29 protein-coding genes, 1 tRNA gene and 1 pseudogene are annotated in these 25,724 nt (G+C 62.5%); 26 read left to right on the top strand and 5 right to left on the bottom strand.

The window, feature by feature from the left end; all coding sequences use genetic code 11:
- Window positions 1-38 precede the first annotated feature (38 nt).
- The 3 genes and pseudogenes from MKK04_RS04300 to MKK04_RS04310 all read left to right on the top strand — a co-directional run.
- Window positions 39-665: an amino acid ABC transporter permease gene (locus MKK04_RS04300; RefSeq protein ID WP_233687273.1), complete on the top strand. Its 627-nt coding sequence runs from the start codon at window positions 39-41 to the stop codon at window positions 663-665.
- 4 nt (window positions 666-669) lie between these two features.
- Window positions 670-2,097, top strand: a complete 1,428-nt coding sequence (locus MKK04_RS04305; RefSeq protein ID WP_241106283.1) for an amidase — start codon at window positions 670-672, stop codon at window positions 2,095-2,097.
- Between the two features lie 2 nt (window positions 2,098-2,099).
- Window positions 2,100-2,513, top strand: a pseudogene (locus tag MKK04_RS04310) (alanine racemase C-terminal domain-containing protein); the annotation flags it as partial.
- Window positions 2,514-2,632: 119 nt separating this feature from the next.
- On the opposite strand, the gene MKK04_RS04315 reads toward MKK04_RS04310, so the two are convergent.
- Genes MKK04_RS04315 through MKK04_RS04325 form a run of 3 tightly spaced genes read right to left on the bottom strand, consistent with a single transcriptional unit; the run spans window position 2,633 to window position 5,182 of the window.
- On the bottom strand, window positions 2,633-3,535 hold the full coding sequence (locus MKK04_RS04315; RefSeq protein ID WP_233687271.1) for a transporter substrate-binding domain-containing protein: 903 nt from the start codon (window positions 3,533-3,535) through the stop codon (window positions 2,633-2,635).
- A gap of 27 nt (window positions 3,536-3,562) precedes the next feature.
- Window positions 3,563-3,913 (bottom strand): RidA family protein, encoded by a 351-nt coding sequence (locus MKK04_RS04320; protein WP_207838056.1) that lies wholly within the window; start codon window positions 3,911-3,913, stop codon window positions 3,563-3,565.
- Window positions 3,914-3,940: 27 nt separating this feature from the next.
- Window positions 3,941-5,182 carry a D-amino acid dehydrogenase gene (locus MKK04_RS04325; RefSeq protein WP_207838058.1) on the bottom strand — a complete coding sequence of 414 codons (1,242 nt, stop codon included), beginning with the start codon at window positions 5,180-5,182 and terminating at the stop codon, window positions 3,941-3,943.
- Between the two features lie 108 nt (window positions 5,183-5,290).
- On the opposite strand from MKK04_RS04325, the gene MKK04_RS04330 reads away from it, so the two are divergent.
- The 3 genes from MKK04_RS04330 (at window position 5,291) to MKK04_RS04340 (ending at window position 7,357) form a co-directional block, all read left to right on the top strand.
- The gene (locus MKK04_RS04330; RefSeq protein ID WP_233687270.1) at window positions 5,291-6,196 is read left to right on the top strand and encodes a LysR family transcriptional regulator; all 906 of its coding nucleotides are present in this window, start codon (window positions 5,291-5,293) and stop codon (window positions 6,194-6,196) included.
- A 46-nt stretch (window positions 6,197-6,242) separates the two neighbouring features.
- The gene (locus MKK04_RS04335; RefSeq protein ID WP_241106284.1) at window positions 6,243-6,812 is read left to right on the top strand and encodes a DJ-1/PfpI family protein; all 570 of its coding nucleotides are present in this window, start codon (window positions 6,243-6,245) and stop codon (window positions 6,810-6,812) included.
- Between the two features lie 122 nt (window positions 6,813-6,934).
- Window positions 6,935-7,357 carry a bleomycin resistance protein gene (locus MKK04_RS04340; RefSeq protein ID WP_241106285.1) on the top strand — a complete coding sequence of 141 codons (423 nt, stop codon included), beginning with the start codon at window positions 6,935-6,937 and terminating at the stop codon, window positions 7,355-7,357.
- 186 nt (window positions 7,358-7,543) lie between these two features.
- On the opposite strand, the gene MKK04_RS04345 is transcribed toward MKK04_RS04340, so the two are convergent.
- A tRNA-Leu gene (locus MKK04_RS04345) sits at window positions 7,544-7,628 on the bottom strand.
- A gap of 107 nt (window positions 7,629-7,735) precedes the next feature.
- Between MKK04_RS04345 and queA the strand changes: the two genes are divergently transcribed.
- From queA to MKK04_RS04375, 6 genes are all read left to right on the top strand, one after another.
- Window positions 7,736-8,785: a tRNA preQ1(34) S-adenosylmethionine ribosyltransferase-isomerase QueA gene (gene queA / locus MKK04_RS04350; RefSeq protein ID WP_241106286.1), complete on the top strand. Its 1,050-nt coding sequence runs from the start codon at window positions 7,736-7,738 to the stop codon at window positions 8,783-8,785.
- Window positions 8,786-8,799: 14 nt separating this feature from the next.
- Entirely contained in the window at window positions 8,800-9,915 is a 1,116-nt protein-coding gene (gene tgt, locus MKK04_RS04355) for a tRNA guanosine(34) transglycosylase Tgt (RefSeq protein WP_172827479.1), read from the top strand.
- A gap of 42 nt (window positions 9,916-9,957) precedes the next feature.
- On the top strand, window positions 9,958-10,293 hold the full coding sequence (gene yajC, locus MKK04_RS04360; protein WP_003259111.1) for a preprotein translocase subunit YajC: 336 nt from the start codon (window positions 9,958-9,960) through the stop codon (window positions 10,291-10,293).
- Window positions 10,294-10,356: 63 nt separating this feature from the next.
- The gene (secD, locus tag MKK04_RS04365) at window positions 10,357-12,219 is read left to right on the top strand and encodes a protein translocase subunit SecD (protein WP_207834804.1); all 1,863 of its coding nucleotides are present in this window, start codon (window positions 10,357-10,359) and stop codon (window positions 12,217-12,219) included.
- Between the two features lie 10 nt (window positions 12,220-12,229).
- Window positions 12,230-13,138 (top strand): protein translocase subunit SecF, encoded by a 909-nt coding sequence (gene secF, locus MKK04_RS04370; RefSeq protein ID WP_013971011.1) that lies wholly within the window; start codon window positions 12,230-12,232, stop codon window positions 13,136-13,138.
- A 119-nt stretch (window positions 13,139-13,257) separates the two neighbouring features.
- Window positions 13,258-13,800 carry a glycine zipper 2TM domain-containing protein gene (locus MKK04_RS04375; RefSeq protein WP_013971012.1) on the top strand — a complete coding sequence of 181 codons (543 nt, stop codon included), beginning with the start codon at window positions 13,258-13,260 and terminating at the stop codon, window positions 13,798-13,800.
- 186 nt (window positions 13,801-13,986) lie between these two features.
- On the opposite strand, the gene suhB is transcribed toward MKK04_RS04375, so the two are convergent.
- Window positions 13,987-14,805, bottom strand: coding sequence for a type III secretion system regulator SuhB (suhB, locus tag MKK04_RS04380; protein ID WP_003257850.1), 819 nt, complete (start codon window positions 14,803-14,805; stop codon window positions 13,987-13,989).
- Window positions 14,806-14,956: 151 nt separating this feature from the next.
- Here suhB and trmJ point away from each other — a divergent pair, with 151 nt between their 5' ends.
- The 14 genes from trmJ (at window position 14,957) to MKK04_RS04450 (ending at window position 25,722) form a co-directional block, all read left to right on the top strand.
- Complete coding sequence (trmJ, locus tag MKK04_RS04385; RefSeq protein WP_241106287.1) at window positions 14,957-15,712, top strand: tRNA (cytosine(32)/uridine(32)-2'-O)-methyltransferase TrmJ; 756 nt, start codon at window positions 14,957-14,959, stop codon at window positions 15,710-15,712.
- Between the two features lie 3 nt (window positions 15,713-15,715).
- Entirely contained in the window at window positions 15,716-16,501 is a 786-nt protein-coding gene (cysE, locus tag MKK04_RS04390; RefSeq protein WP_207834799.1) for a serine O-acetyltransferase, read from the top strand.
- A gap of 179 nt (window positions 16,502-16,680) precedes the next feature.
- A complete protein-coding gene (gene iscR / locus MKK04_RS04395; protein ID WP_008092572.1) occupies window positions 16,681-17,172 on the top strand; it encodes a Fe-S cluster assembly transcriptional regulator IscR in 492 nt (163 codons plus the stop codon).
- A gap of 46 nt (window positions 17,173-17,218) precedes the next feature.
- On the top strand, window positions 17,219-18,433 hold the full coding sequence (locus MKK04_RS04400; protein WP_013971017.1) for an IscS subfamily cysteine desulfurase: 1,215 nt from the start codon (window positions 17,219-17,221) through the stop codon (window positions 18,431-18,433).
- A 46-nt stretch (window positions 18,434-18,479) separates the two neighbouring features.
- A complete protein-coding gene (iscU, locus tag MKK04_RS04405; protein ID WP_003248539.1) occupies window positions 18,480-18,866 on the top strand; it encodes a Fe-S cluster assembly scaffold IscU in 387 nt (128 codons plus the stop codon).
- Window positions 18,867-18,894: 28 nt separating this feature from the next.
- Window positions 18,895-19,218 (top strand): iron-sulfur cluster assembly protein IscA, encoded by a 324-nt coding sequence (gene iscA, locus MKK04_RS04410; RefSeq protein WP_003257854.1) that lies wholly within the window; start codon window positions 18,895-18,897, stop codon window positions 19,216-19,218.
- Between the two features lie 8 nt (window positions 19,219-19,226).
- Complete coding sequence (hscB, locus tag MKK04_RS04415) at window positions 19,227-19,748, top strand: co-chaperone HscB (RefSeq protein WP_233687267.1); 522 nt, start codon at window positions 19,227-19,229, stop codon at window positions 19,746-19,748.
- Window positions 19,749-19,790: 42 nt separating this feature from the next.
- Window positions 19,791-21,653, top strand: coding sequence for a Fe-S protein assembly chaperone HscA (gene hscA, locus MKK04_RS04420; protein WP_087503087.1), 1,863 nt, complete (start codon window positions 19,791-19,793; stop codon window positions 21,651-21,653).
- Window positions 21,654-21,656: 3 nt separating this feature from the next.
- Complete coding sequence (gene fdx, locus MKK04_RS04425) at window positions 21,657-21,998, top strand: ISC system 2Fe-2S type ferredoxin (RefSeq protein ID WP_063911316.1); 342 nt, start codon at window positions 21,657-21,659, stop codon at window positions 21,996-21,998.
- A 10-nt stretch (window positions 21,999-22,008) separates the two neighbouring features.
- Window positions 22,009-22,209: a Fe-S cluster assembly protein IscX gene (gene iscX, locus MKK04_RS04430; RefSeq protein WP_023382209.1), complete on the top strand. Its 201-nt coding sequence runs from the start codon at window positions 22,009-22,011 to the stop codon at window positions 22,207-22,209.
- Window positions 22,210-22,298: 89 nt separating this feature from the next.
- Entirely contained in the window at window positions 22,299-22,730 is a 432-nt protein-coding gene (ndk, locus tag MKK04_RS04435; RefSeq protein ID WP_023382208.1) for a nucleoside-diphosphate kinase, read from the top strand.
- Window positions 22,731-22,754: 24 nt separating this feature from the next.
- Window positions 22,755-23,900, top strand: a complete 1,146-nt coding sequence (gene rlmN / locus MKK04_RS04440) for a 23S rRNA (adenine(2503)-C(2))-methyltransferase RlmN (RefSeq protein WP_046615810.1) — start codon at window positions 22,755-22,757, stop codon at window positions 23,898-23,900.
- Between the two features lie 14 nt (window positions 23,901-23,914).
- Window positions 23,915-24,676, top strand: coding sequence for a type IV pilus biogenesis/stability protein PilW (gene pilW / locus MKK04_RS04445; RefSeq protein WP_207834797.1), 762 nt, complete (start codon window positions 23,915-23,917; stop codon window positions 24,674-24,676).
- Entirely contained in the window at window positions 24,673-25,722 is a 1,050-nt protein-coding gene (locus tag MKK04_RS04450) for a RodZ domain-containing protein (RefSeq protein WP_241106288.1), read from the top strand. The genes pilW and MKK04_RS04450 overlap by 4 nt, the downstream gene beginning before the upstream one ends.
- Window positions 25,723-25,724 lie beyond the last annotated feature (2 nt).

Consider the following 25,724-nt stretch of genomic DNA (forward strand, 5'->3'; position numbering starts at 1 on the left):
AATACCCGGAGTACTGGAGCGACTGGAGCGTCCGCCTGATGCTTGGTGCCCGGGTCACCGCCGAATTGTCCCTGTTAGGGTTCGCCCTGGCGGTCGTGCTGGGCGCGCTGCTGGTCTGGGCGATGCGAAGCCCGAGCGCGATTCTGAGGCGGTTGGCAGCGTTCTTTATCCAGAGCATGCGTGCAGTACCGCTTCTGGCGTTGCTGCTGGCCCTGTATTTCGCGCTGCCCAGCCTGGGGTTGACCTTGTCCGGCTATTGGGCCGGGGCCATCGGCCTGGGTTTGCAGGGGGCCGCGTACGTTGCGGAAATTCTGCGTGGCGGCCTGGATTCGTTGCATCGCGGCCAGCGCGAAGCGGCAATCGCGATCGGATTGACGCCGTTCAAAGCGTTTACCACCGTCATCCTGCCGCAAGTGTTTCGCGTCATTTTGCCGCCACTGCTCAACGCCTACGTGTCGATCCTCAAGGACAGCTCGTTGTGTGCCCTGATCGCCACCGACGAGTTGATGCTGGCAGCGCGGGCCATCGCTTCGGAAACCTTCCTGCCAATGCATGTCTTCCTGCTGGTAGGGCTGTTCTATTTCGTTATCGCCTTCCCTCTTTCAATGCTGTCGCGTGTGCTGGAAAAGCATGTTTCACGCGGACGCAAAACCGTGCGAGGTTGAACATATGAACACCATGGATCAGGTAGCTTCCCACAGCATTGCCCAGTTGCAACAGGCGCTGCAGGCCGGCTCGCTGACCAGCGAAGCGCTGGTACGTGCGCAACTGGCGCGCATCGAGCGTTTTGACGAGCAGCTGAATGCTTATGTCGAGGCCTATCCCTCGCGAGCCTTGAGTGCAGCCATTGCTGCGGATCGCCAACGTGCGGCCGGCATACACCTGGGGCCGCTGCATGGCATTCCTCTGGCGATCAAGGACTTGTTCGAGATCGAAGGGCAGGCCATCACGGGTGGTTCGTTGGCGCAGGAACCGCGTGTTTCGAGGCTGACCGCCACTGCAGTGCAACGCCTGGAGCGTGCCGGCGCGATCATTCTTGGCAAGGCCCAAACGGTCGAATTCGCTTTCGGTGGCTGGGGCACCAACGCGGTGATGGGCACGCCGTGGAACCCGTGGGACCGTGATGTCCATCGCGCTCCGGGTGGTTCAAGCAGCGGTTCGGCAGTGGCCGTGGCCAGCGGGTTGGCGAGCGCTGCGTTGGGGACCGATACCGGCGGTTCGGTGCGGATTCCGGCGGGTATGTGCGGCTTGGTCGGGTTGAAAACCACGCGTGGGCTCGTCAGCCGCCATGGCTTGATCGAGCTGTGCCCTTCGCTGGATTCGGTAGGGCCTATCACGCACACGGTTGAAGATGCAGCGTGGATGCTGGATGCCCTGCTGGGCCCAGACCCGCTGGATCCGGTTTCGGCCCAGGCACCGGTATTCAGCGCCGCTGCCGGTCTCGATCGGCCAGTAGCCGGTTTGCGCATCTGGGTGTTGCCGGAGGCCGAGCGAGCGCATGTCGCGCCCGGAGTACTGAAGGCTTACGACCTGGGGCTCAAGCAGTTGGCCGCGTTGGGTATGCAATTGATCGAACAGCCGCTACCCACGTCGTTGGAGCAATGCATGCGCATCGCTGGTGGCCTGATGAGCGCTGAGGGTTATGCCAGCCTGGGTCGCTTGTTCGAGCGTGACGACCTGCGTTTCGACCCCCATGTCCAACGGCGCATACTTGGTGGTCGCGCCATCGACGCGGCGTCGTATATCCAGTTGCACAATCAGCGCCGTGCCGCTCGGCAAGCCATGCACGAGGCCATGACCAACATAGACGCCTGTGTTTTCCCGACCAACGCTATTGGCAGTGTGCCGTTGGAGGAGGTCGACGAATATGGCACGCCACTGGCCTTGCTGGGGCGGTTCGCCAACTTGATGAACCTGTGTTCGGTGGCGCTGCCCATCGGGTTCGATGAAAAGGGTATGCCTGTCTCGATGCAGGTTGTCGGGCGAGCCTTCGCCGAGCCACTGATCCTGCGCATCGGCCATGCCTATCAACAGGTCAGCGACTGGCACACGCTACGGCCTGAGGGCTGGGAACTGGCAGACAAAGCGGTTGCATGAACAAACCTGTCATGCAGGCCAAGTCATACGTGGCGTCTGTTAACCAATACCCTGAAGGCAATACCGTGGGGTATGACCGGACAGTGACACTGAGTCGTGATTCAAAACTTGCGAATATTCCAGTGAGGTTCTCGGTTGGCTACCGTCGCGCGTTTACCAATAAGGGCGTTGTCCTGGTTAATGGGCAGCGTGCGCCAGTGGTAGGGAAAGTTGCCATGAATACCGTCATGGTGGACGTGACAGATATCCCGGCTGTGCGGGCTGGCGATCAGGTTGTGCTCTTGGGTAAACAAGGGGAGAGCAAGATCACCCAGGGTGAAATTGAAGCGCTCAGCGGAACCTTGCTGGTTGACCTTGCTACTGTTTGGGGGAGGAGCAATCCTCAAACCCTGGTGACGGATAAAACCTCTGATTAACCCGTAAGAGGGCGAGTCGCTACTGCGGTAATAACGCTCCACAGTAGCGACGTTTGGCAGTGATGCTTGCGGGTCACTGCCGCTCCTTGATCCCTGCGGGTATGGACACCGGGCCCAAGCTACTGCACCGGATCACTCACCGGCTTGGCAAAGATGGCCTTGAGTTCGCTGGTCATCGGGAACTCCAGGTTCAAGCCTTTAGGCGGAATCGGCTGTTGGAACCAGCGTTGGTAGATCCCGTTGATTTCCCCTGAACTGTAAAGTTCGCCCAGCGACGCGTTCACCAGCGCGAGGAACTGCGGGTCATCCTTGCGCACCATGCAGCTGTAGATTTCCCGCGACTGCTCTTCCCCGACCACCACCCAGTTGTGCGGGTCGCGGGCCTTGGCGCGTTCGCCGTAGAGCAGTGCATCATCCATGTAGAACGCCGCCGCCCGGCCGGACTGCAACATCTGGAAAGCTTCGCCATGGTCCTTGGCGCTGATCACGGACATGTCCATCTTGTTATCGACGTTGTAGCTCTTCAGGAAGCGTTCGTTGGTGGTGCCGGCGGTGGTCACCACATTCTTGCCGCGCAGGTCGGCGAAGTGCTTGATCCCGCTGTCCTTGGCCGTCAGCAACTGGCCTTTGACATAGATGAACCCATAGGAAAACGCCACCTGCTTCTGTCGCTCTGCGGTGACGCCGGTCGAGCCGCACTCCAGGTCGACGGTACCGTTCTGTACCAGCGGAATGCGGGTTTGCGATGTCACCAGGTTGTACTTCACCTTGAGCTGGGGCAAGGCCAGCTTCTGCTGCACCCGCTCGACGATCTTGTTCGCCAGATCTACCGAGTAGCCCATGGGTTGGCCCGAGTGATCGCCCACGTAGGAGAACGGCACTGAAGCATCGCGATAGCCCAGGGTGATGCTGTTGGCCTTGGCAATCTTGCTCAAGGTAGGCCCCAGCGCTGCTTCGTCAGCATGGGCCTGAGTGCCCAGCAACAGGGCGAGGGTGCAGCCGATCAACGTGATTTTTTGCATTGTTGTTCTCCGTTGCAGGTGAGGGGGTTAGCGACGTGCCGCGATGACGGTTATTTCCACCAGCACTTGCGGGCGCGCGAGTTCGGCCTGCAAGGTGGTGCGACTGGGTGCCTGGCCGGGCGACAGCCAGGCAGACCAGACGTCATTCATCGCCGCGAAATCTTTGCCGATGTCCTTCAGGTAAATGGTCGCGCTGAGCAGATGATCCTTGTCGCTGCCCGCCTCGGCCAACAATGCGTCGATCTTTTCCAGTACTTGGCGAGTCTGGCCGCCGACTTCGGTGGCGTCGTTCGGCACCTGGCCGGAGAGAAACACCAGGTCGCCAAAGGTCACGGCGCCGGACAAGCGTGGATTGGGCTGGATACGGTGGATGGTCATCGGGTGGTCCTTTCAAGGAGTGAGCGTTCAGGCCGCACGGGGCGTAAAACCGTGCAGGTCGATGGAGGGGCGGCGCTGGCCGATCAGTTCACTGAGTAATCGTGCACTGGCGCAGGCCAGGGTAAAGCCCAGCGCACCATGGCCAAGGTTCAGCCACAGGTTGCGATACGCCGTTGCGCCCAGCAGCGGCACGCCGCTAGGGGTGGCCGGACGCATGCCGGCCCATTCGATGGCGTAGTCATAATTACCGGCATTGGCGAAGGTCTCGCGGGCCTGGCGCTTGAGCAAGGCCAGGCGCTTGGGGTCCAGCGACGGGTCGAAACCGACAATGTCGACCATCGCCGCCACCCGCAACTGTTCGCCGATCCGGGCGTAGACGATCTTGCGGTCGTAGTCGGTGATGCTCAGGTCCGGCGCCCGGTGCTGGGCACCGATCGGAACTGTCAGGCTATAACCCTTGAGCGGGTACAGCGGCAGGTCGACACCCGGCAGTGCCAGCAAGGCACTGCGATGGCCGGCCGCGACGACCAGATGCTCCACTGGCAGCACCTCGTCGCCCAGTTCGATCGCACTCACCACGCCATGTGCATGGCGAATTCCGGACACCGCCTGGCCCAGGCGGAATTTGCAGCGTCCCGACGCCTTCAAGCGCGCCGCCAGTTGCTGGCAAAAGCCGTGGCAATCGCCGACTTCTTCATCCGGGGTATAGATGGCGCCGACAAAGGGCGCATCCGCCAGTGCCGGGTCCAGGCGGGTGCAGTCGGCGTGCGACAGCACCTGTTGTTGCTGGGGCGCGGCAAGGTTCTTGCGCGCATGTTCGAAGCTGCCGGCCTGGCGAAAGGTGACCAGCTTGCCGTTGCGCCGCCAATGGAAACCGCTCAGGCCATCTTCTTCACGCCAGGCTTGCAAGGTCGACTGGCTCAACAGCGCGAGGCGCAACAGGTGGCCTGCGTTGGCGCGGTTGACCGAGGAGCGGCAAGCCCCGAGGAATGAGGCCATCCAACGCCACTGTGCAGGATCGAAGCGCGGGCGCAATCTGAGCGGCGAGTCGCCACGCAGCATCCAGCCAATGGCCTGCAAGGGCACCCCGGCGTCGGCCAGCGGCGCCACGTAGCGATAGGACAGCTGGCCGCCGTTGGCGAAGCTGGTTTCACTGCCCAGCGAATCGCGCGCCTCGATCAGCGTCACGTCAAAGCCGTCGCGTACCAGTGCGTAAGCGGTTGACAGGCCAATGACGCCACCGCCGATGATGCATACATGCTGAGCCATGTCAGTCCTTGGTCGTTGTTGAAAACGAGCTTGAGGTTAGGGCCAGGTGACAGCTGGCGAAAAATGAATAAAGATCGCTGAGCCATAAACAAAGGTTATGGACTTGCCATGCGCCTTCGCCATATCGAGATTTTCCAGGCTATCCGCCAGACCGGTTCGGTCAGTGGTGCCGCACAGTTGCTGCACGTTTCCCAACCTGCCGTGACCAAGGTTCTGCAGCACGCCGAACAGCAACTGGGCTTTCCGTTGTTCCTGCGGGTGCGTGGCAAACTGCAGCCCACGCCCGAAGCGCTGGAGCTGGAGCGTGAGGTCGACAAAGTCACGGAGAGCCTGCAAGGCGTGCGACGCCTGGCGCAAAGCCTGCGTCGCGCGCCGGGCCACAGCCTGCGGATCGGTGCGACCCCGGCACTGGCCCTGTCGCTGCTGCCGCCGGCCATTCATGAGTGGACCCAGCGTTATCCGGACATCGCTTGCGAGCTGTCCAGCGCCCACAGTCGCGAACTGGTGCAGAACCTGTTGATGCGGGAGATCGATGTCGCCCTGACCCTGCAGCAGCCAGATCACCCTGCGCTCAAGGCTCAGGCGCTGGCCAGCGGGGTTCTGGTGGCATTGGCACCGGCCGGTTATTGGCCGCTGGAGGATGAAGGCAAGCCGCTGCCGTTGGCGGCACTGGCCGGCGCGCCCTTGATCGGGCTGTCCAGCGCCGACCCGCTGTCGGTGCGCCTCGACAGCTACCTCAAGGCGGTGGAGCCGCCGCCTCGGGTGAGCATTGCGGTGCAGACCTATTCACTGGCCAGGGCGATGGTCGAATCCGGTGCTGGGCTGGCGGTCATCGACCCCTTCACCGCCCTTGGCGCGGCGCCTGGGGCGACCGCGGTTCGTCCGCTGGCCCCGGCATTGCCGATCACCTTGTATGCGGTGACCCGCACGGCCGAACCGTCAGCGCATACACTGAGCGAGCTGCTGACGATTTTCAGCAGCCGTGCGCAGGGGCAACTGGATCGTTGGCGCTGATTGCAACCAAGCCCGGAAACGTTATTGGCATTCATGGAGGATTTTGATGGCACGTGTGGGTTTGATACTGACCCCAGGTTTTGCGGACTGGGAATATGCTTTCATTGCTGGAACTGCATCCCCGTTTTACGGGATCGATGTCAGGTTTTTCGCTTCTGCTACGGGGCAGTTCTGCTCGCAGGGCGGATTGGCTGTAACTGTCGATAGCGATTTGCAGCAATGTCTGGACTGGCAACCGGACGTTGTCGTCATCATTGGAGGGATGGTCTGGGAGCGTGCAGAGGCCCCGGACATCCGGGACTTTCTTCATGCCAGTCGTTCACGTGGGGCGACAATTGCCGGTATCTGTGGGGGAACGCTGGCACTTGCCAGGGCCGGGCTCCTCGACACGGTTCCTCATACTTCGAATAGCGCGGATTTCCTGCAACGGAATGCCGCAGGTTATGCAGGGAGCTTGCTTTATCGAAGCAGTCCGGTAGCTGTGGTTGCCGAACGTATCATTACTGCTCCAGGCCCTGCGCCCGTTAGCTTCACTTGTGCAGTGTTCGAAGGTGCCGGGTTACCTGCAGAGATCGTTTCTCAGTTCAGGTCAATGTTGGCAGCGGAACATGGGTGACCGCATCAACCTGAAAAGTTGCCGACCAGATGATGTGTTCGAGTCCTTGCCAGGTAGCGGATGGGCACGATCAGCTGTATCCAGAAAGCCCATCAGTGTTCGAGTTGAAAGGAATCAGAGCCTTGTTGAAGCTGAACCCATTGGTGCCCGAGCTGATCGTTTCGGATCTGTCGCGCAGCCTGGCATTTTACTGCGGCGTACTTGGCTTCAGGATTGAGTACGAGCGGCCAGAAGAGCATTTCGCCTTTCTGTCCTTCGGTGGCAGCCAGCTGATGCTGGAGCAGGACTGGCAGAGTGAGTCACCCTGGCGGGTTGGCCCGTTGGAGGCGCCCTATGGTCGGGGGATCAACCTGTCGATCGAATGCGCTGATGCAAGCGCAATGGTGGCGGCGCTGGAGGATGCGGGCCATGCCCTCAGAAAACCGATTGAAGAGCGCTGGTACCGCAAAGGGGGCATGCTGGTGGGGCAGCGCAATTTCCTGGTGCAGGACCCGGACGGGTACCTGCTTCGGTTTGCTGAAGATCTCGGCATGAAGAACGCCTGAGCGCTGAGCTGCAGCGCGGCGCCTCGACACGCCCGCTCCCACAAGGGAAGGTGACACGCTCTCGAACATTGTTCCCTGTACGACAGCGCAGCTCAAAGGGCTGGGCGATTTCCCACAGAGATCGCGTCGGCGCGCCTAAATCGCAGGCAAAAAAAAACCGACCATAAGGTCGGTTTTTCCGGATCTTGGTGCCCCGAGGGAGACTCGAACTCCCACTCCTTTCGAAAACGGATTTTGAATCCGCCGCGTCTACCAATTCCGCCATCAGGGCATGTGGCGCGCAGTATAGAGAGCCGCCGCTGGTCGGTCAATCGGCTTTCATGGTCAATTTTCACACATTGGGCTAAACTTCCCGGCCCTGCCGAACCGAACATTATCATGCGCGTCGCCGATTTTTCCTTCGAACTCCCTGATTCCCTGATCGCCCGCCACCCGTTGGCCGAGCGCCATGGCAGCCGTCTGCTGGTGCTCGATGGGCCAACCGGCGCGCTGGCGCACCGGCAATTCCCCGACCTGCTCGAGTACCTGCGCCCGGGCGACCTGATGGTGTTCAACAACACCCGGGTGATCCCGGCGCGCCTGTTCGGCCAGAAAGCTTCCGGCGGCAAGCTGGAAGTGCTGGTCGAGCGCGTGCTCGACAGCCACCGGGTGCTGGCGCATGTCCGTGCCAGCAAGGCGCCGAAGGAAGGCGCGGTGATCCTCATCGATGGCGGCGGCGAGGCCGAAATGGTCGCGCGCCATGACACGCTGTTCGAGCTGCGCTTCACCGAAGAGGTGCTGCCATTGCTCGACCGCGTCGGCCATATGCCGCTGCCGCCCTACATCGACCGCCCGGACGAAGGCGCCGACCGTGAGCGCTACCAGACCGTGTACGCCGAACGTGCCGGTGCGGTCGCCGCGCCCACTGCAGGCCTGCACTTCGACGAGGCGCTGCTGGAAAAGATCGCCGCCAAGGGCGTCGAGCGGGCGTTCGTCACCTTGCACGTGGGCGCGGGCACCTTCCAGCCGGTGCGGGTCGACAGGATCGAAGACCACCACATGCATAAAGAGTGGCTCGAAGTGGGCCAGGATGTGGTCGATGCCATCGAGGCCTGCCGTGCCCGTGGCGGCCGGGTGATCGCGGTCGGCACCACCAGCGTGCGTTCGCTGGAGAGCGCGGCGCGCGGTGGCGTGCTCAAGGCCTTCAGCGGCGACACCGACATCTTCATCTACCCGGGCCGGCCGTTCCATGTGGTCGACGCGCTGGTCACCAATTTCCACCTGCCGGAGTCCACGCTGCTGATGCTGGTCTCGGCCTTCGCCGGCTACCCCGAGACCATGGCCGCCTACGCGGCGGCGGTCGAGCAGGGGTACCGCTTCTTCAGTTACGGTGATGCCATGTTCATCACCCGCAATCCGGCGCCACGCGGGCCCGAGGATCAAGCATGAGTCGCACCTGTCGAATGTCCTTCGAACTGCTGGCCACCGACGGCAAGGCCCGTCGTGGCCGCATCACCTTCCCACGGGGCACCGTGGAAACCCCGGCGTTCATGCCGGTGGGCACCTATGGCACGGTCAAGGGCATGCTGCCACGCGACATCGAGGCCATCGGTGCCGAGATGATCCTCGGCAACACCTTCCACCTGTGGCTGCGCCCGGGTACCGAGGTGATCAAGAAGCACAACGGCCTGCACGACTTCATGCAGTGGAAAGGCCCGATCCTCACCGACTCCGGTGGCTTCCAGGTGTTCAGCCTGGGCGCCATGCGCAAGATCAAGGAGGAGGGCGTGACCTTCGCCTCGCCGGTCGATGGCGCCAAGGTGTTCATGGGCCCGGAAGAGTCGATGCAGGTGCAGCGTGACCTGGGCTCGGACGTGGTGATGATCTTCGACGAGTGCACCCCGTACCCGGCCGAGCACGATGTGGCGCGCGCCTCCATGGAGCTGTCGCTGCGTTGGGCCCAGCGCTCGAAGAACGCCCACGCCGACAATACTGCGGCGCTGTTCGGTATCGTCCAGGGTGGCATGTACCAGGACTTGCGCATGCGCTCGCTGGAAGGCCTGGAAAACATCGGCTTCGACGGCCTGGCCATCGGTGGCCTGTCGGTGGGCGAGCCCAAGCACGAAATGATCAAGGTGCTGGATTACCTGCCGGGCCAGATGCCTGCTGACAAACCTCGTTACCTTATGGGGGTAGGCAAACCGGAAGATCTCGTTGAGGGTGTGCGCCGCGGCGTCGACATGTTCGACTGCGTGATGCCGACGCGTAACGCGCGCAACGGTCATCTGTTCGTCGATACAGGGGTGATCAAGATCCGCAACGCGTTCCATCGCCACGATGAATCGCCGCTGGATCCGACCTGTGACTGCTACACCTGCACCAACTTCTCGCGCGCCTATCTGCATCACCTGGACAAGTGCGGCGAAATGCTGAGCAGCATGCTGAATACCATCCACAACTTGCGCCATTACCAGCGCTTGATGGCCGGTTTACGCGAGGCTATTCAACAAGGTAAATTGGCCGCCTTTGTCGACGCCTTCTACGCCAAGCGCGGGCTTCCCGTACCGCCTTTGGACTGACTGTCTGCATCCATTATTAGAAAATTACATTAGGAGTGCCCAATGAGCTTCTTGATCCCCGCCGCATACGCGGACGCTGCAGCACCTGCCGCCGGCCCAGCCGGTACCGGCTTCGAGTGGATTTTCCTGGTCGGTTTCCTGGTCATCTTCTACCTGATGATCTGGCGCCCGCAGGCCAAGCGTGCAAAAGAGCAGAAGAACCTGCTGAGCAACTTGCAGAAGGGTGACGAAGTTGTCACCAACGGCGGCATCGCCGGCAAGATCGTCAAGGTTTCCGATGATTTCGTGGTCCTGGAAGTTTCCGACAACGTCGAGCTGAAGTTCCAGAAGGGTGCCATCGCGGCCACCCTGCCAAAAGGTACGCTCAAGGCTATCTGAGTTACCGGTTTTTCTTTCCAGTCGGGGCGCGCAACGCGCCCCGCGTCTTGAACGGGCGGCGTGATGCTGAACAAATACCCTCTGTGGAAATATGCACTGATCGTGCTGGTACTGGTGGTCGGTTTCATTTATTCCGCTCCCAACCTCTACCCGGATGATCCGGCGGTACAGATCAGTGGTGCCAGCTCGGCGCTGCAGGTGAGCCAGGCCGACCTCGACCGCGTCAGCAAGGCGCTGGTCGATGCCAAGATCGCCGTCAAGGGCGCGAGCCTGGGTGAGAAGGGCAGCGGGCTGATCCGCCTGACCAATCAGGAAGACCAGCTGCCAGCCAAGGATGTCGTGCGCAAGGCACTGGGCGATGATTACGTCGTGGCCCTGAACCTGGCCCAGACTACCCCGCAATGGCTGCGCAACCTGGGCGCAAGCCCGATGAAGCTGGGCCTGGACCTGTCCGGTGGTGTGCACTTCCTGCTGGAAGTGGACATGGACAAGGCCATGAGCGCCCGCATGAAAGTCTACGAAGGCGAGGTCAAGACCTTGCTGCGCAAAGAGCGCATCCGCTACCGCAGCCTGCCTCAGCAGGATGGCGGCATCATGCTGGGCTTCGCTGACGATGCAACCCGCGAACAGGCACGTGCCCTGATCCGCAAGAATTTCAATGACTTCGACCTGACCACCACCGAGCGTAACGAGCTCGCCGTGCTGCGTCTGGCGCTGACCCAGGCGAAAGTCGCCGAGATCCGCGAATACTCGATCAAGCAGAACCTCACCACCGTCCGCAACCGGGTCAACGAACTGGGCGTGGCCGAGCCGCTGGTCCAGCGCCAGGGCGCCAACCGCATCGTGGTCGAGCTGCCAGGCGTGCAGGACACTGCCGAAGCCAAGCGCATCCTGGGTAAAACCGCCAACCTGGAGTTCCGCTTCGGTGCCGAACCGGGCGCGTCCAAGGCCACTACCGAAGTGTTCGAGTTCCGTGAAGGTGGCCGTTCCGCCGCGGTCGAGCGCGGTCTGATCATCACCGGTGACCAGGTGACCGACGCCCAGGCCAGCTTCGACGAGCAAGGTCGCCCGCAGGTGAACATCCGCCTGGATGGCCACGGTGGCGAGCTGATGACCCGTGCTACCCGCAGCAACGTCGGCCGCAGCATGGCGGTGATCTTCATCGAGCAGAAGCCGGTCACCCGCTACGTCAAGCAGACCGTCGACGGCGTCGAGAAGGACGTTGCCGTACAGAGCTTCCAGGAAGAGAAGAAGATCATCAGCCTGGCGACCATCCAGTCGCCGCTGGGCAGCCAGTTCCGCATCACCGGCCTGAACGGCCAGGGCGAATCGTCCGAACTGGCCCTGCTGCTGCGTGCCGGTGGCCTGGCCGCGCCGATGTACTTCGCTGAAGAACGCACCATCGGCCCAAGCCTGGGTGCCGACAACATCACCAAGGGTATCGATGCGTCGCTGTGGGGCATGCTGTTCGTCTCGCTGTTCATCATCGCCATCTACCGTGCCTTCGGTGTGATCGCCACCATCGCCCTGGCGGGCAACATGGTCCTGCTGCTGGCGCTGATGTCGCTGCTGGGCGCCACCCTGACCCTGCCGGGTATTGCCGGTATCGTGTTGACCATGGGTATGGCGGTGGACGCCAACGTGCTGATCTTCTCGCGTATCCGCGAAGAGCTGAACGCCGGCATGTCGGTGCAACGCGCCATTCACGAAGGCTTCAACCGCGCCTACACCGCGATCATCGACGCCAACCTGACCAGCCTGCTGGTCGGCGGCATCCTGTTCGCCATGGGTACCGGCCCGGTCAAGGGCTTTGCGGTCACCATGTCCCTCGGGATTTTCACCTCGATGTTCACCGCCGTCATGGTGACCCGCGCCATGGTCAACCTGACCTGCGGCGGGCGTGACATCAAGAAGCTGTGGGTTTGAGGGAGCTGCGATGAAAACCATCAACTTCATGGGCGTGCGCAATGTCGCGTTCGCCGTTACCGTGCTCCTCACCGTGCTGGCGTTGTTCAGCTGGTGGCAGAAGGGCCTGAACTTCGGCCTGGACTTCACCGGCGGTACGCTGATCGAGCTGACCTACGAGCGCCCGGCCGACCTCAAGGCGGTGCGTGCCGAGCTGGTCAACTCCGGCTTCCACGAGGCCGTGGTGCAGAGCTTCGGCGCCACCACCGACCTGCTGGTGCGCATGCCGGGCGATGACCCGCAGCTGGGCAACAAGGTGGCTGAAGCCCTGCAGAAGGCCGGCGGCGACAACCCGGCCAAGGTCAAGCGTGTCGAGTTCGTGGGCCCGCAGGTGGGTGAAGAGCTGCGCGACCAGGGTGGCATGGGCATGCTCCTGGCCCTGGGCGGCATCCTCATCTACCTGGCCTTCCGCTTCCAGTGGAAGTTCGCGGTGGGCGCGATCGTCTCGCTGATCCACGACGTGGTGGTGACCCTGGGTATCCTGTCGTTCTTCCAGATCACCTTCGACCTGACGGTGCTGGCGGCGGTGCTGGCGATCATCGGCTACTCGCTGAACGACACCATCGTCGTGTTCGACCGGGTGCGCGAGAACTTCCGCGTCATGCGCAAGGCCTCGCTGATCGAGAACATCAACGTTTCCACCACCCAGACCCTGCTGCGGACCATCGCCACCTCGGTTTCGACCTTGCTGGCCATTGCCGCGCTGCTGTTCTTCGGTGGCGACAACCTGTTCGGCTTCTCGCTGGCTCTGTTCATCGGCGTCATGGCCGGTACCTATTCGTCGATCTATATCGCCAACGTGGTACTGATCTGGCTGAACCTGAGCAGTGAAGACCTGATCCCGCCGGCCAAGACCGACGGTGTGGACGACCGCCCGTAAGGCGTGTTCCACGCCGTTTGGCGGCCAGAAAGGCGCGAGTGTTGAACTCGCGCCTTTTTTTTTACTCCAAGGCTGGGAGAAGGCGGGTTGGATCCGCGGGTTATGATCAGGAGGTTCATGTGAACAAATCAATGCTTGTGGGTGCGGTACTGGGTGCTGTCGGTGTGACTGCCGGAGGTGCTGTCGCGACCTACAGCTTGGTCAACAAGGGGCCTGAGTATGCGCAGGTCACCGACGTGCAACCGATCAAACAACAGGTGAAAACCCCCCGTGAGGTCTGCAAGGACGTCGCCGTGACGCGTCAGGCACCGGTCAAGGACCAGCACCAGATCGCCGGTACCGTGGTGGGCGCCATTGCCGGTGGCCTGCTGGGTAACCAGATCGGTGGTGGTAGCGGCAAGAAGATCGCCACGGTGGCTGGTGCGGTCGGTGGTGGTTATGCCGGTAACAAGGTGCAGGAAGGCATGCAGGAGCGTGACACCTACACCACCACGCAAACCCGCTGCAACACGGTCAACGACATCAGTGAGAAAGTGGTGGGCTACAACGTGAAGTACACCATTGGCGACAAGGTAGGGCAGGTGAAGATGGACCACGAGCCCGGGTCGACCATTCCACTGGACAAGAATGGCAAGCTGATCCTCAGCGAAGCTGGCCAGTGATTGATGTTGCCTGAACCGGCCTCTTCGCGGGTAAACCCGCTCCCACAGATACACCAATGCCCCTGAGGTTGTCGTATCACTGTGGGAGCGGGTTTACCCGCGAAGAGGCCAGCACAGGCAGTACAAAACTGGCAGGCAAAAAAAAAGCACCCCGAGGGGTGCTTTTTTTGTGCCGGCAATCCGCGCTTAGCGCTTCATGTTCTCTGGCAGGTGCGGCTGGATAGCAGTCAGCACGGCCTTGAAGCACTTGATGTTGCCCGCAACGATATGGCCCTTCTCGAGGAAGTCATGGCCACCGTTGAAGTCGCTTACCAGGCCGCCCGCTTCCTGGATCAGCAGCACGCCGGCGGCCATGTCCCATTCGGACAGGCCCGACTCCCAGAAGGCGTCGAAACGGCCAGCAGCCACGTAGGCCAGGTCCAGGCTGGCGGAGCCGGCGCGGCGGATGCCGGCGGTCTGGCCAGTCAGGGCACGGAACATGCCCAGGTAGTTGTCCAGGTCGGCCATCTGGCTGTCGCGGAACGGGAAGCCGGTGCCCAGCAGGGCGCCTTCAAGGCTGGTGCGCGAGCTGACACGCAGGCGGCGACCATTGAGCTGGGCGCCACGGCCACGGCTGGCGGTGAATTCTTCCTGGCGCACCGGGTCGACGATCACGGCGTGCTCAAGGCGGCCACGGTATTTGCAGGCGATGCTGACCGCGAAGTGCGGGATGCCACGCAGGAAGTTGGTGGTGCCGTCCAGCGGGTCGATGATCCACAGGTAATCCTTGCCTTCTTCGCCGCTACCCGCGTGCAGGCCGGTTTCCTCGCCCTGGATGGAGTGGTTCGGGTAGGCCTTGCGCAGGGCGTTGACGATGCTCTGCTCGGCGGCGCGATCGACTTCGGAAACGTAGTCCTTGGCCTCTTTCTCATCGACCTTGATGCTATCCAGGCGTTCGATGGAGCGGAAAATCAGTTCACTGGCGCTGCGAGCGGCGCGCAGGGCGATATTCAGCATAGGCTGCATGGGCGGGTCACCTGGAGATGTTAAAGAAGAAAGCCGATCATTCTAGCAGAAAACTTTGGCGGCAGAAGTGTCACATTTGCTTTCGTGGCGTTACGTCTGTCGGTTCTGTAAGATCGAAGGCCCTGATTCCTGCATCTGTGAGCACAACACCTTGCTGCAAAATATTCGTGTTGTTCTGGTCAATACCAGCCACCCCGGCAACATCGGCGGCGCTGCGCGAGCCATGAAAAACATGGGCTTGTCGCGTCTGGTGCTGGTGCAGCCGAAAGCGTTCCCCGCCGAGGATGCCAGTGCCCGAGCCTCGGGTGCCGACGATGTGCTGGCCAATGCCCAGGTGGTCGACAGCCTCGAGCAGGCGCTGGTCGGCTGCAACCTGGTGATGGGCACCAGCGCCCGCGAGCGGAGCATCCCCTGGCCGCTGATTGGCCCGCGCGAGTGCGGGGCCAAGGCGGTGGAGCATGCCAAGGGTGGCGAGGAAATCGCCCTGGTGTTCGGGCGTGAGCACGCCGGCCTGACCAACGAAGAACTGCAGCGATGTCACTTCCACGTGCACATTCCCTCCAACCCCGACTTCAGCTCGCTGAACCTGGCTGCCGCTGTCCAGGTGCTCTCGTACGAGGTGCGCATGGCCTGGCTGGCTGCCGGTGCAGCGCCGGGCAAGGTCGAGAAGGTTGACGCCAGCGAGCTGGCGACCATGGACGAAATGGAGCTGTTCTACGACCACCTGGAAAAGACCCTGGTCGGCATCGGCTTCCTTGACCCCGACAAGCCCAAGCACCTGATGCCGCGCCTGCGCCGGCTGTATGGGCGGGTTGCGGTCGAACGTTCGGAAATGAGCATTTTGCGCGGCATCCTCACCGAGACCCAGAAAGTGGTCCGGGGCGAGCCGCATAAACGGAAGGACTGACAGATGTTCGAACGCCTGCGTGAAGATATTCAAAGCGTATTCCATCGTGACCCGGCTGCGCGCAACGCCTTCGAGGTGCTGACCTGCTACCCGGGCATGCATGCCATCTGGCTGCACCGCCTGGGCAATGCCCTGTGGAAGCGTGATTTCAAGTGGCTGGCTCGCCTGGTGTCCAACTTCGGCCGCTGGCTGACCGGGATCGAGATCCACCCCGGCGCCACCATCGGCCGACGCTTCTTCATCGACCATGGCATGGGTATCGTCATCGGCGAAACTGCCGAGATCGGCGACGATGTCACCCTTTACCAGGGCGTGACCCTGGGCGGCACCAGCTGGAACAAAGGCAAGCGCCATCCCACCCTGGAAAACGGCGTGGTGGTAGGGGCCGGGGCCAAGGTGCTGGGCCCGTTCACCGTCGGTGCCGGAGCCAAGATCGGTTCCAATGCGGTGGTGACCAAGGCAGTGCCGGCCGGCGCGACGGCGGTCGGTATCCCCGGGCGAATCATCGTCAAGAACGAAGACGATGAGGTCGAGGCCAAGCGCAAGGCCATGGCCGAGAAGATCGGCTTCGATGCCTATGGTGTCAGTGGCGACATGCCGGACCCGGTGGCCCGTGCCATCGGCCAGATGCTCGACCACCTGCAGGCAGTCGACGAGCGGCTGGAGGGTATGTGTGGTGCCCTGACCAGGATGGGTAGCGACTACTGCGCCAAGGAGCTGCCAGCCCTGCCGGAAGATGACTTCAAGGAAGTTGCCCAGGTGGCCCGGCGCGACACTCAGTCGCATTGATTGCGTCGTGGTGAAATCATGGTGACATACGGGGCGTGTGCTCACGCCCCCTGTCTGCTACAATCGCGCCCGCCTCCCCGATGCAAACCCGACTAAAGCACTAGGTCTAATAGTTGACTTAAATGCTCGGGAATCGCATACTCGCTCACATCCTGTAACTCCCGTGGTACCCAATAGCCATGCGACTGACTACCAAAGGCCGATACGCCGTGACCGCCATGCTCGACCTGGCGTTGCACGCGCAGCATGGGCCGGTGTCTTTGGCCGACATTTCCGAGCGCCAGGGCATTTCCCTCTCTTATCTGGAACAGCTGTTCGCCAAGCTGCGCCGCAGCAGCCTGGTCTCCAGCGTGCGTGGTCCAGGCGGTGGCTACCAGCTGTCGCGGGGCATGGAAACCATCCAGGTGGCCCAGGTCATCGATGCGGTCAACGAATCGGTCGATGCCACCCGTTGCCAGGGCCTCGGGGATTGCCATGCCGGTGACACCTGCCTGACCCACCACCTGTGGTGCGACCTCAGCCAGCAAATCCATGAATTCCTCAGCGGCATCAGCCTGGCCGACCTCGTCATGCGCCGTGAAGTGCAGGAAGTCGCCCAGCGCCAGGACCTGCGTCGTGTCGCAGGCCGAACCGCCCAGCTGGACAAGATTGAGACGTCCGCCGTCGATTGATCCCACCGGGACGACGAGCGACGCCACCGCCTGATAGGAGAGACAAATGAAGTTGCCGATCTACCTCGATTACTCCGCGACCACCCCGGTCGACCCACGCGTGGCCCAGAAGATGGCCGATTGCCTGCTGGTCGACGGGAACTTCGGTAACCCGGCTTCGCGCTCCCACGTCTTTGGCTGGAAAGCCGAGGAAGCGGTCGAGAACGGTCGTCGCCAGGTTGCCGAGCTGATCAACGCCGATCCGCGCGAAATCGTCTGGACCAGCGGTGCCACCGAGTCCGACAACCTCGCACTCAAGGGCGTCGCGCACTTCTATCAGACCAAGGGCAAGCACATCATCACCTCCAAGATCGAGCACAAGGCGGTCCTGGATACCGCTCGCCAGCTGGAGCGTGAAGGTTTCGAAGTCACCTACCTCGAGCCAGGCGAAGACGGCATCGTCACCCCGGCCATGGTCGAGGCGGCGCTGCGCGACGACACCATCCTGGTTTCGCTGATGCACGTGAACAACGAAGTCGGCTCGATCAACGATATCGCCGCCATCGGTGAACTGACCCGCTCGCGCGGTGTGCTGTTCCACGTTGACGCCGCGCAGTCGGCCGGCAAGGTCGAAATCGACCTGCAAAAGCTGAAGGTCGACCTGATGTCGTTCTCGGCGCACAAGGTCTACGGCCCGAAAGGCATCGGCGCGCTGTACGTCAGCCGCAAGCCGCGTGTACGCCTGGAAGCCATCATTCACGGCGGTGGCCATGAGCGTGGCATGCGTTCGGGCACCCTGCCGACCCACCAGATCGTCGGCATGGGCGAAGCCTTCGCCATCGCCAAGCAGGAAATGGCCGCGGAAAACGTGCGCATCAAGGCCCTGAGCGACCGCTTCTTCAAGCAGGTCTCGGACCTCGAAGAGCTGTACGTCAACGGCAGCAAGACTGCCCGCGTACCACACAACCTGAACCTGAGCTTCAACTACGTCGAAGGCGAATCGCTGCTGATGTCGCTGAAGGACATCGCCGTATCGTCCGGTTCGGCCTGCACCTCCGCGTCGCTCGAGCCGTCCTACGTACTGCGCGCCCTGGGCCGCAACGACGAGCTGGCGCACAGCTCGATCCGCTTCTCCTTCGGCCGCTTCACCACCGAAGAAGAAGTCGATTACGCCGCGCAGAAAGTCTGCGAGGCCGTGAACAAACTGCGTGAGCTGTCGCCGCTGTGGGACATGTACAAAGACGGCGTTGACATCTCCAAGATCGAGTGGGCCGCCCACTAAGCAGTCGCCGGCAAGAGCGGCTCCCTGATGAGGAAGGAATTGCACCATGGCATACAGTGAAAAGGTCATCGACCACTACGAAAACCCGCGCAACGTCGGCAAGATGAATGCCGAAGACCCGGACGTCGGTACCGGCATGGTCGGCGCCCCGGCCTGTGGTGACGTCATGCGCCTGCAGATCAAGGTCAACGAGCAGGGCGTGATCGAAGACGCCAAGTTCAAGACCTACGGCTGCGGTTCGGCCATCGCTTCCAGCTCCCTCGCCACCGAGTGGATGAAGGGCAAGACCCTGGACGAAGCCGAAACCATCAAGAACACCCAGCTGGCCGAAGAACTGGCGTTGCCGCCGGTCAAGATCCACTGCTCGGTACTCGCCGAAGATGCCATCAAGGCAGCTGTACGCGATTACAAGCAGAAGAAAGGCTTGATCTAAGTCGCCTGTTGCGAGGTAAGGAGTCCAGATGGCTATCAGCATGACAGAAGCCGCCGCCAACCATGTGCGGCGTTCCCTGGAAGGGCGCGGCAAGGGCGAAGGCATTCGCCTGGGCGTGCGCACCACCGGTTGCTCGGGCCTGGCCTACGTGCTGGAGTTCGTCGACGAGCTGGCGGACGAAGACCAGGTGTTCGAGAACCATGGCGTCAAGGTGATCATCGATCCCAAGAGCCTGGTGTACCTCGACGGCACCGAACTGGACTTCGTCAAGGAAGGGTTGAACGAAGGCTTCAAGTTCAACAACCCTAACGTGCGCGGTGAGTGTGGCTGCGGCGAAAGCTTCAACGTTTGAGGCTGGCTGTGGGTACTCCTTGTCATTTCGCATTGTTTGACCTCCAGCCAAGCTTCCGCCTGGATCTCGACAAGCTGGCCACTCGCTATCGCGAGCTGGCCCGCGAAGTCCATCCCGACCGCTTTGCCGACGCCTCCGAGCGCGAGCAGCGCGTGGCGCTGGAAAAGTCCGCGGCCCTCAACGACGCCTACCAGACCCTGCGCAGTGCGCCGCGTCGTGCCCGCTACCTGCTGGCCATCAGCGGCCACGAAGTGCCCCAAGAGGTCACGGTCCACGACCCGGACTTCCTGTTGCAGCAGATGCAGTGGCGTGAAGAGCTCGAAGAGCTGCAGGACGAAGCCGACCTCGATGGCGTGGCCGTGTTCAAGAAGCGCCTGAAGGTCGCCCAGGACACGCTGAACGAGGACTTTGCCGCCTGCTGGGACGCCCCAGGCGAGCGCGACAAGGCCGAACGCCTGATGCGCCGCATGCAGTTCCTCGACAAGCTCGCCCAAGAAGTGCGCCAACTGGAAGAGCGCCTCGACGATTAACCCGGTGCTGCCCGTGATGGCACCTAAGGTATTCAGATAAGCATGGCCCTACTGCAGATTGCCGAACCCGGTCAAAGCCCTCAGCCGCACCAGCGCCGCCTGGCGGTGGGGATCGACCTGGGTACCACCAACTCTCTGGTCGCCGCACTGCGCAGCGGCCGTAGCGAGCCCCTGCCCGACGCGCAGGGCAACGTCATTCTGCCGTCCGCGGTGCGCTACCTCGAAGGGCGCAACGAAGTGGGGCAGGCTGCACGCGATGCCGCTTCCAGCGACCCGCTGAACACCGTGCTGTCGGTCAAGCGCCTGATGGGGCGCGGCCTGGCCGACGTCAAGCAACTGGGCGAGCAGCTGCCTTACCGCTTCGTTGGCGGTGAGTCGCACATGCCGTTCATCGACACCGTGCAGGGGCCGAAAAGCCCGGTGGAAGTGTCCGCCGATATCCTCAAGGTTCTGCGCGAGCGTGCCGAAGCCACCCTCGGCGGTGAGCTGGTGGGGGCGGTGATCACCGTGCCGGCCTATTTCGACGATGCCCAGCGCCAGGCCACCAAGGACGCTGCGCGCCTGGCCGGCCTGAACGTGCTGCGCCTGCTCAACGAGCCGACTGCCGCTGCCGTGGCTTACGGCCTGGACCAGAACGCCGAAGGCGTGGTGGCCATCTATGACCTGGGCGGCGGTACCTTCGACATTTCCATCCTGCGCCTGACTGCCGGCGTATTCGAAGTGCTGGCCACCGGTGGCGATACTGCCCTGGGCGGTGACGACTTCGACCACGCCATTGCCGGCTGGATCATCGAACAGGCCGGGCTGTCGTCCGACCTGGACCCGGCCACCCAGCGCGCGCTGCTGCAAACCGCCTGCGCTGCCAAGGAAGCCCTGACCGACACCGACGTGGTCAGCGTCAGCCATGGCGCCTGGCAGGGCCAACTGAGCCGCGCCGGCTTCGAAGCCATGATCGAGCCCATGGTCGCCCGCAGCCTCAAGGCCTGCCGCCGCGCCGTGCGCGACAGCGGTATCGAGCTTGAAGAAGTCAGCGCCGTGGTCATGGTCGGCGGTTCGACCCGCGTCCCGCGTGTGCGTGAAGCCGTCGGTGCACTGTTCGGGCGCACCCCGCTGACCTCGATCGACCCCGACCAGGTGGTGGCCATCGGTGCTGCCATCCAGGCCGATACCTTGGCCGGCAACCGCCGCGAAGGTGGCGAACTGCTGCTGCTGGATGTCATCCCGCTGTCGCTCGGTCTTGAGACCATGGGCGGGCTGATGGAGAAGGTAATCCCGCGCAACACCACTATCCCGGTAGCGCGTGCCCAGGAGTTCACCACTTATAAAGATGGCCAGACGGCCATGATGATCCACGTGCTGCAGGGCGAGCGCGAGCTGATCAGCGACTGCCGCTCGCTGGCGCGCTTCGAGCTGCGTGGCATCCCGGCCATGGTCGCCGGTGCGGCGAAAATCCGCGTCACCTTCCAGGTAGACGCCGATGGCCTGCTCAGCGTCGCCGCCCGCGAGCTGGGCTCGGGCGTGGAAGCCAGCATCCAGGTCAAGCCGTCCTACGGCCTGACCGACGGCGAAATCGCCCGCATGCTCAAGGACTCCTTCGAACACGCAGGTTCCGACAAGCAGGCCCGCCAGCTGCGCGAGCACCAGGTGGACGGCGAGCGCCTGCTGGAAGCGGTACAGGGCGCCCTGGACGCCGACGGTGAGCGCCTGCTCAGCAGTGACGAGCGCGACGCCATCGAATTCCAGATGCAAGAATTACGTGATTTGCTGGCCGGCACCGATGGCGCTGCCATCGAGCAACAGACCAAGCGTCTGTCGCAGGTGACCGACGCATTTGCCGCCCGTCGCCTTGATTCGACGGTCAAAGCCGCACTGGCCGGGCGCAACCTGAATGAGATCGAGGAGTAACCGATGCCGCTGGTGACATTCCTGCCGCACGAGAAGTTCTGCCCCGAAGGGCTGACCGTGGAAGTCGAGCCCGGGACCAACATCCTGGAGCTGGCCCACGACCATCACATCGAGATGGAAAGCGCCTGCGGCGGCGTCAAGGCCTGCACCACCTGCCACTGCATCATCCGCAAGGGTTTCGACTCGCTGGAAGAAGCCGACGAGCTGGAAGAAGACATGCTGGACAAGGCCTGGGGCCTGGAGGCTCAGTCGCGCCTCGGCTGCCAGGTGGTTGTCGCTGACCAGGACCTGGTCATCGAGATCCCCAAGTATTCGCTCAACCACGCCGCCGAAGCGCCGCACTGAGGTTTGCCCCATGAGCCTGAAATGGATTGATGTACTTGAGATCGCCATCCAGCTTGCAGAAAGCAAGCCGGACGTCGATCCTCGTTATGTGAATTTCGTCGATCTGCACCGCTGGGTGCTGGCCTTGCCAGAATTCAGCGACGATCCGTCACGCGGCGGTGAGAAAGTGCTCGAGGCCATCCAGGCGGCCTGGATCGAAGAAGCCGACTGAACGCATCCTGCAGGTTAGGCAATCCCCTGGAACCCGCGTATAATTCGCGGGTTTAATTTTTCGCAACACTCATTTTTCTGGAGTTTTCCATGGCTGTTCAACGTACTTTCTCCATCATCAAGCCTGACGCCGTTGCCAAGAACGTCATCGGCGAGATCACCACTCGTTTCGAGAAAGCCGGCCTGCGCGTCGTCGCTTCGAAAATGAAGCAACTGTCCAAAGCCGAAGCCGAAGGCTTCTACGCCGAGCACAAAGAGCGCGGCTTCTTCGCTGACCTGGTTGCCTTCATGACTTCCGGTCCGGTCATCGTTCAGGTTCTGGAAGGCGAAAACGCCGTTCTGGCCAACCGCGAGCTGATGGGCGCCACCAACCCGAAAGAAGCTGCTGCCGGCACCATCCGTGCTGACTTCGCTGTTTCCATCGACGAAAACGCTGTTCACGGTTCCGACTCGGAAGCTTCGGCTGCCCGCGAAATCGCTTACTTCTTCTCCGCTACCGAGCTGTGCGACCGCATTCGCTAAGCGAAGCAGGTCTTGGGTGATTCCATGAGTGACATGACTGGCAAGATCAACCTGTTGGGCCTGACCCTGCAGGAAATGGAAAAATTCTTCGAGTCGATCGGAGAGAAGCGTTTTCGTGCCGGTCAGGTCATGAAATGGATTCACCACTTTGGCGTCGACGATTTCGCCGCCATGACCAATGTCGGCAAGGCCTTGCGCGAAAAGCTCGAGGCCGTTGCCGAGATTCGGGGCCCGGAAGTGGTCAGTGAAGACATTTCCGCCGACGGTACCCGCAAGTGGGTGGTCCGCGTTGCCTCCGGCAGCTGCGTCGAAACCGTCTACATCCCCACCGACGATCGCGGCACCCTGTGCGTGTCGTCGCAAGCCGGCTGTGCCCTGGACTGCAGCTTCTGCTCCACCGGCAAGCAAGGCTTCAACAGCAATCTCACCGCCGCCGAAGTGATCGGCCAGGTGTGGCTTGCCAACAAATCCTTCGGGACCGTTCCGGCCAAGATCGACCGCGCCATTACCAACGTGGTCATGATGGGCATGGGCGAACCCCTGCTGAATTTCGACAATGTCATCGCCGCCATGAAGATCATGATGGAAGATCTGGGCTATGGCATTTCCAAGCGTCGCGTCACCCTGTCCACCTCGGGCGTGGTGCCGATGATCGACGAGCTGGCCAAGCACATCGACGTGTCGCTGGCCCTGTCGCTGCACGCACCGAACGACGAACTGCGCAACAAGCTGGTACCGATCAACAAGAAGTACCCGCTGAAGATGCTGCTGGAATCGTGCATGGGCTACATGTCCACCCTGGGTGGCAAGCGCGTGCTGACCATCGAGTACACCCTGCTCAAGGACGTCAACGACCAGCCTGAGCATGCTGCGCAAATGATCGAGCTGCTGCGCGACGTGCCGTGCAAGATCAACCTGATCCCGTTCAACCCGTTCCCGCACTCGGGCTACGAGCGGCCGAGCAACAACGCCATTCGCCGCTTCCAGGACCTGTTGCACCACGGTGGCTTCAACGTCACCACCCGCACCACCCGTGGTGATGACATCGACGCCGCCTGTGGCCAGCTGGTTGGCCAGGTCAACGACCGAACCCGCCGCAGCGAGCGCTACATCGCCGTGCGCCAGCTGTCGGCGGACGCCGAGCTGCAAGACAGCCCCGCCAGCCACTGACCGGGACCTTGCCCATGAGCCTGCGCGCCGCGCTGTCGATCCTTGCGCTTTTGCTGCTGGCCGGCTGCGTGTCGGGCGGCGCGGGCGACCCCCTGGCCAGCCGCCAGGGCAGGGCAGAGGCGGGGCGGGCCTATGTGCAGCTTGGGCTGGGTTATTTGCAACAGGGTTTGACCGAGCAGGCCAAGGCGCCGCTGGGCAAGGCCCTGGCCCTGAATGGCGGTGATGCCGACGCGCACGCCGCCCTGGCGCTGGTGTTCCAGGCCGAAGGCGAGCCGGCGCTGGCCGAAGCGCACTTTCGCAAGGCACTGCAGGCACGCCCGGGCGACACGCGAATTCGCAACAATTACGGCAGTTTCCTTTATGCTCAGGGGCGATTTGCCGAGGCCGAGCAGATGTTTCGCCTGGCCAGCGCCGATACCCTGTATCCTGAACGCTCACGCGTGTACGAGAACCTGGGCCTGACCGCCCTGAAGCTCGAGCGCCGCGACCAGGCGCAGGCGTATCTGCTGAAAGCTTTGCAACTCAACCAGCGGCAACCGAAAGCGTTGCTGGAAATGGCTGAGTTGTCCTACGAAAACAGGCATTATGTGCCGGCCCGGGACTACTACGATCGTTTCAGCCAGTTGAGCGACCATGATGCCCGTAGCCTGCTGCTGGGCAGCCGCCTTGCCCGGGTATTCGACGAGCAGGGCACCCTGGCCGAGCTGGGCCAGCAATTACAACGACTTTATCCCGGTACGCCGGAATATCAGCAATACCTGTCGGAGCAACGATGAAAGCCGCGCATCCCGAAGTAGCAGTAGCGCCTGGCCAGAACCCCGGTGAGCTTTTGCGTCAGGCCCGTGAGAACCGGGACTGGTCACAAGCCGAGGTGGCCCGCAAGCTCAACCTCACTGTCAGTTCGTTGAACCACGTGGAAACCGGCGCCTTCGACAAGCTGCCGGGGCATACCTTCGCCCGTGGTTATATCCGCGCCTATGCCAAGCTGATGGACCTGGACCAGGCTGCCCTGGTGGACGCCTTCGACCGTTACACCGGCACCCACGCCAAAGGCAGCGACGTGCACTCGCTGGGCCGTATCGAAGAGCCGGTGCGCCTGTCGCACAATATCCTGCGCGGCGTCAGCCTGCTGCTGCTGGTGGCGGTGATCGGCGGCGGCTTTGTCTGGTGGCAGGACCAGGGCAGCCTGCGTGGCAAGGACCTGGCCAAGATTGCCCTGGAGCACGTCGAAGTCGAAAGCGCCGACGGTACCACCCAGATTCACCCGCTCGATGAGCCTGAAGACCAGGCCGTTTCCGCTGGCCAGCAGCCCGAGAGCGCGCCGCTGCCGCTGGAGCAGGGCGCTGCCGAGCAGCCTGCCGCCGCCGAACAGGCACCGGCAAGCCCGGCACCTGCCGCTACCACTAACGCAGTGCCAGCACCGGCCCAGCAGGCGCCTGTGGCACCCGGTGCCAGCGCCCCTGCTGTCGCGCCAGCGCCGGTTGCCCCGGTTGCCCCGGCCCCGGCGGCCGTTGTACCTGCCACGCCTGTAGCGGCAGTGGCCGCCGCCGAGCCTGTCGTGCCAGCCGCAGTGCCGGCTGGCAGCGCCAAGGTCGCCATCCAGTTCGTCGCCGATTGCTGGACCCAGGTCACCGACGGCAACGGCAAGGTGCTGTTCAGCGCCATCAAGCGCAAGGGGGACAACCTCGAGCTGACCGGCAAGCCGCCGTTCTCGGTACGCCTGGGCTTTGCCCGTGGCGCCCAGGTCAGCTACAACGGCCAGGCCGTCGATGTTGCCCCGTTCACCAGTGGCGAGACCGCTCGCCTGAAGTTGGGACAGTAAGT

The organism is Pseudomonas sp. LS.1a, assembly GCF_022533585.1.
Lineage (GTDB): Bacteria > Pseudomonadota > Gammaproteobacteria > Pseudomonadales > Pseudomonadaceae > Aquipseudomonas.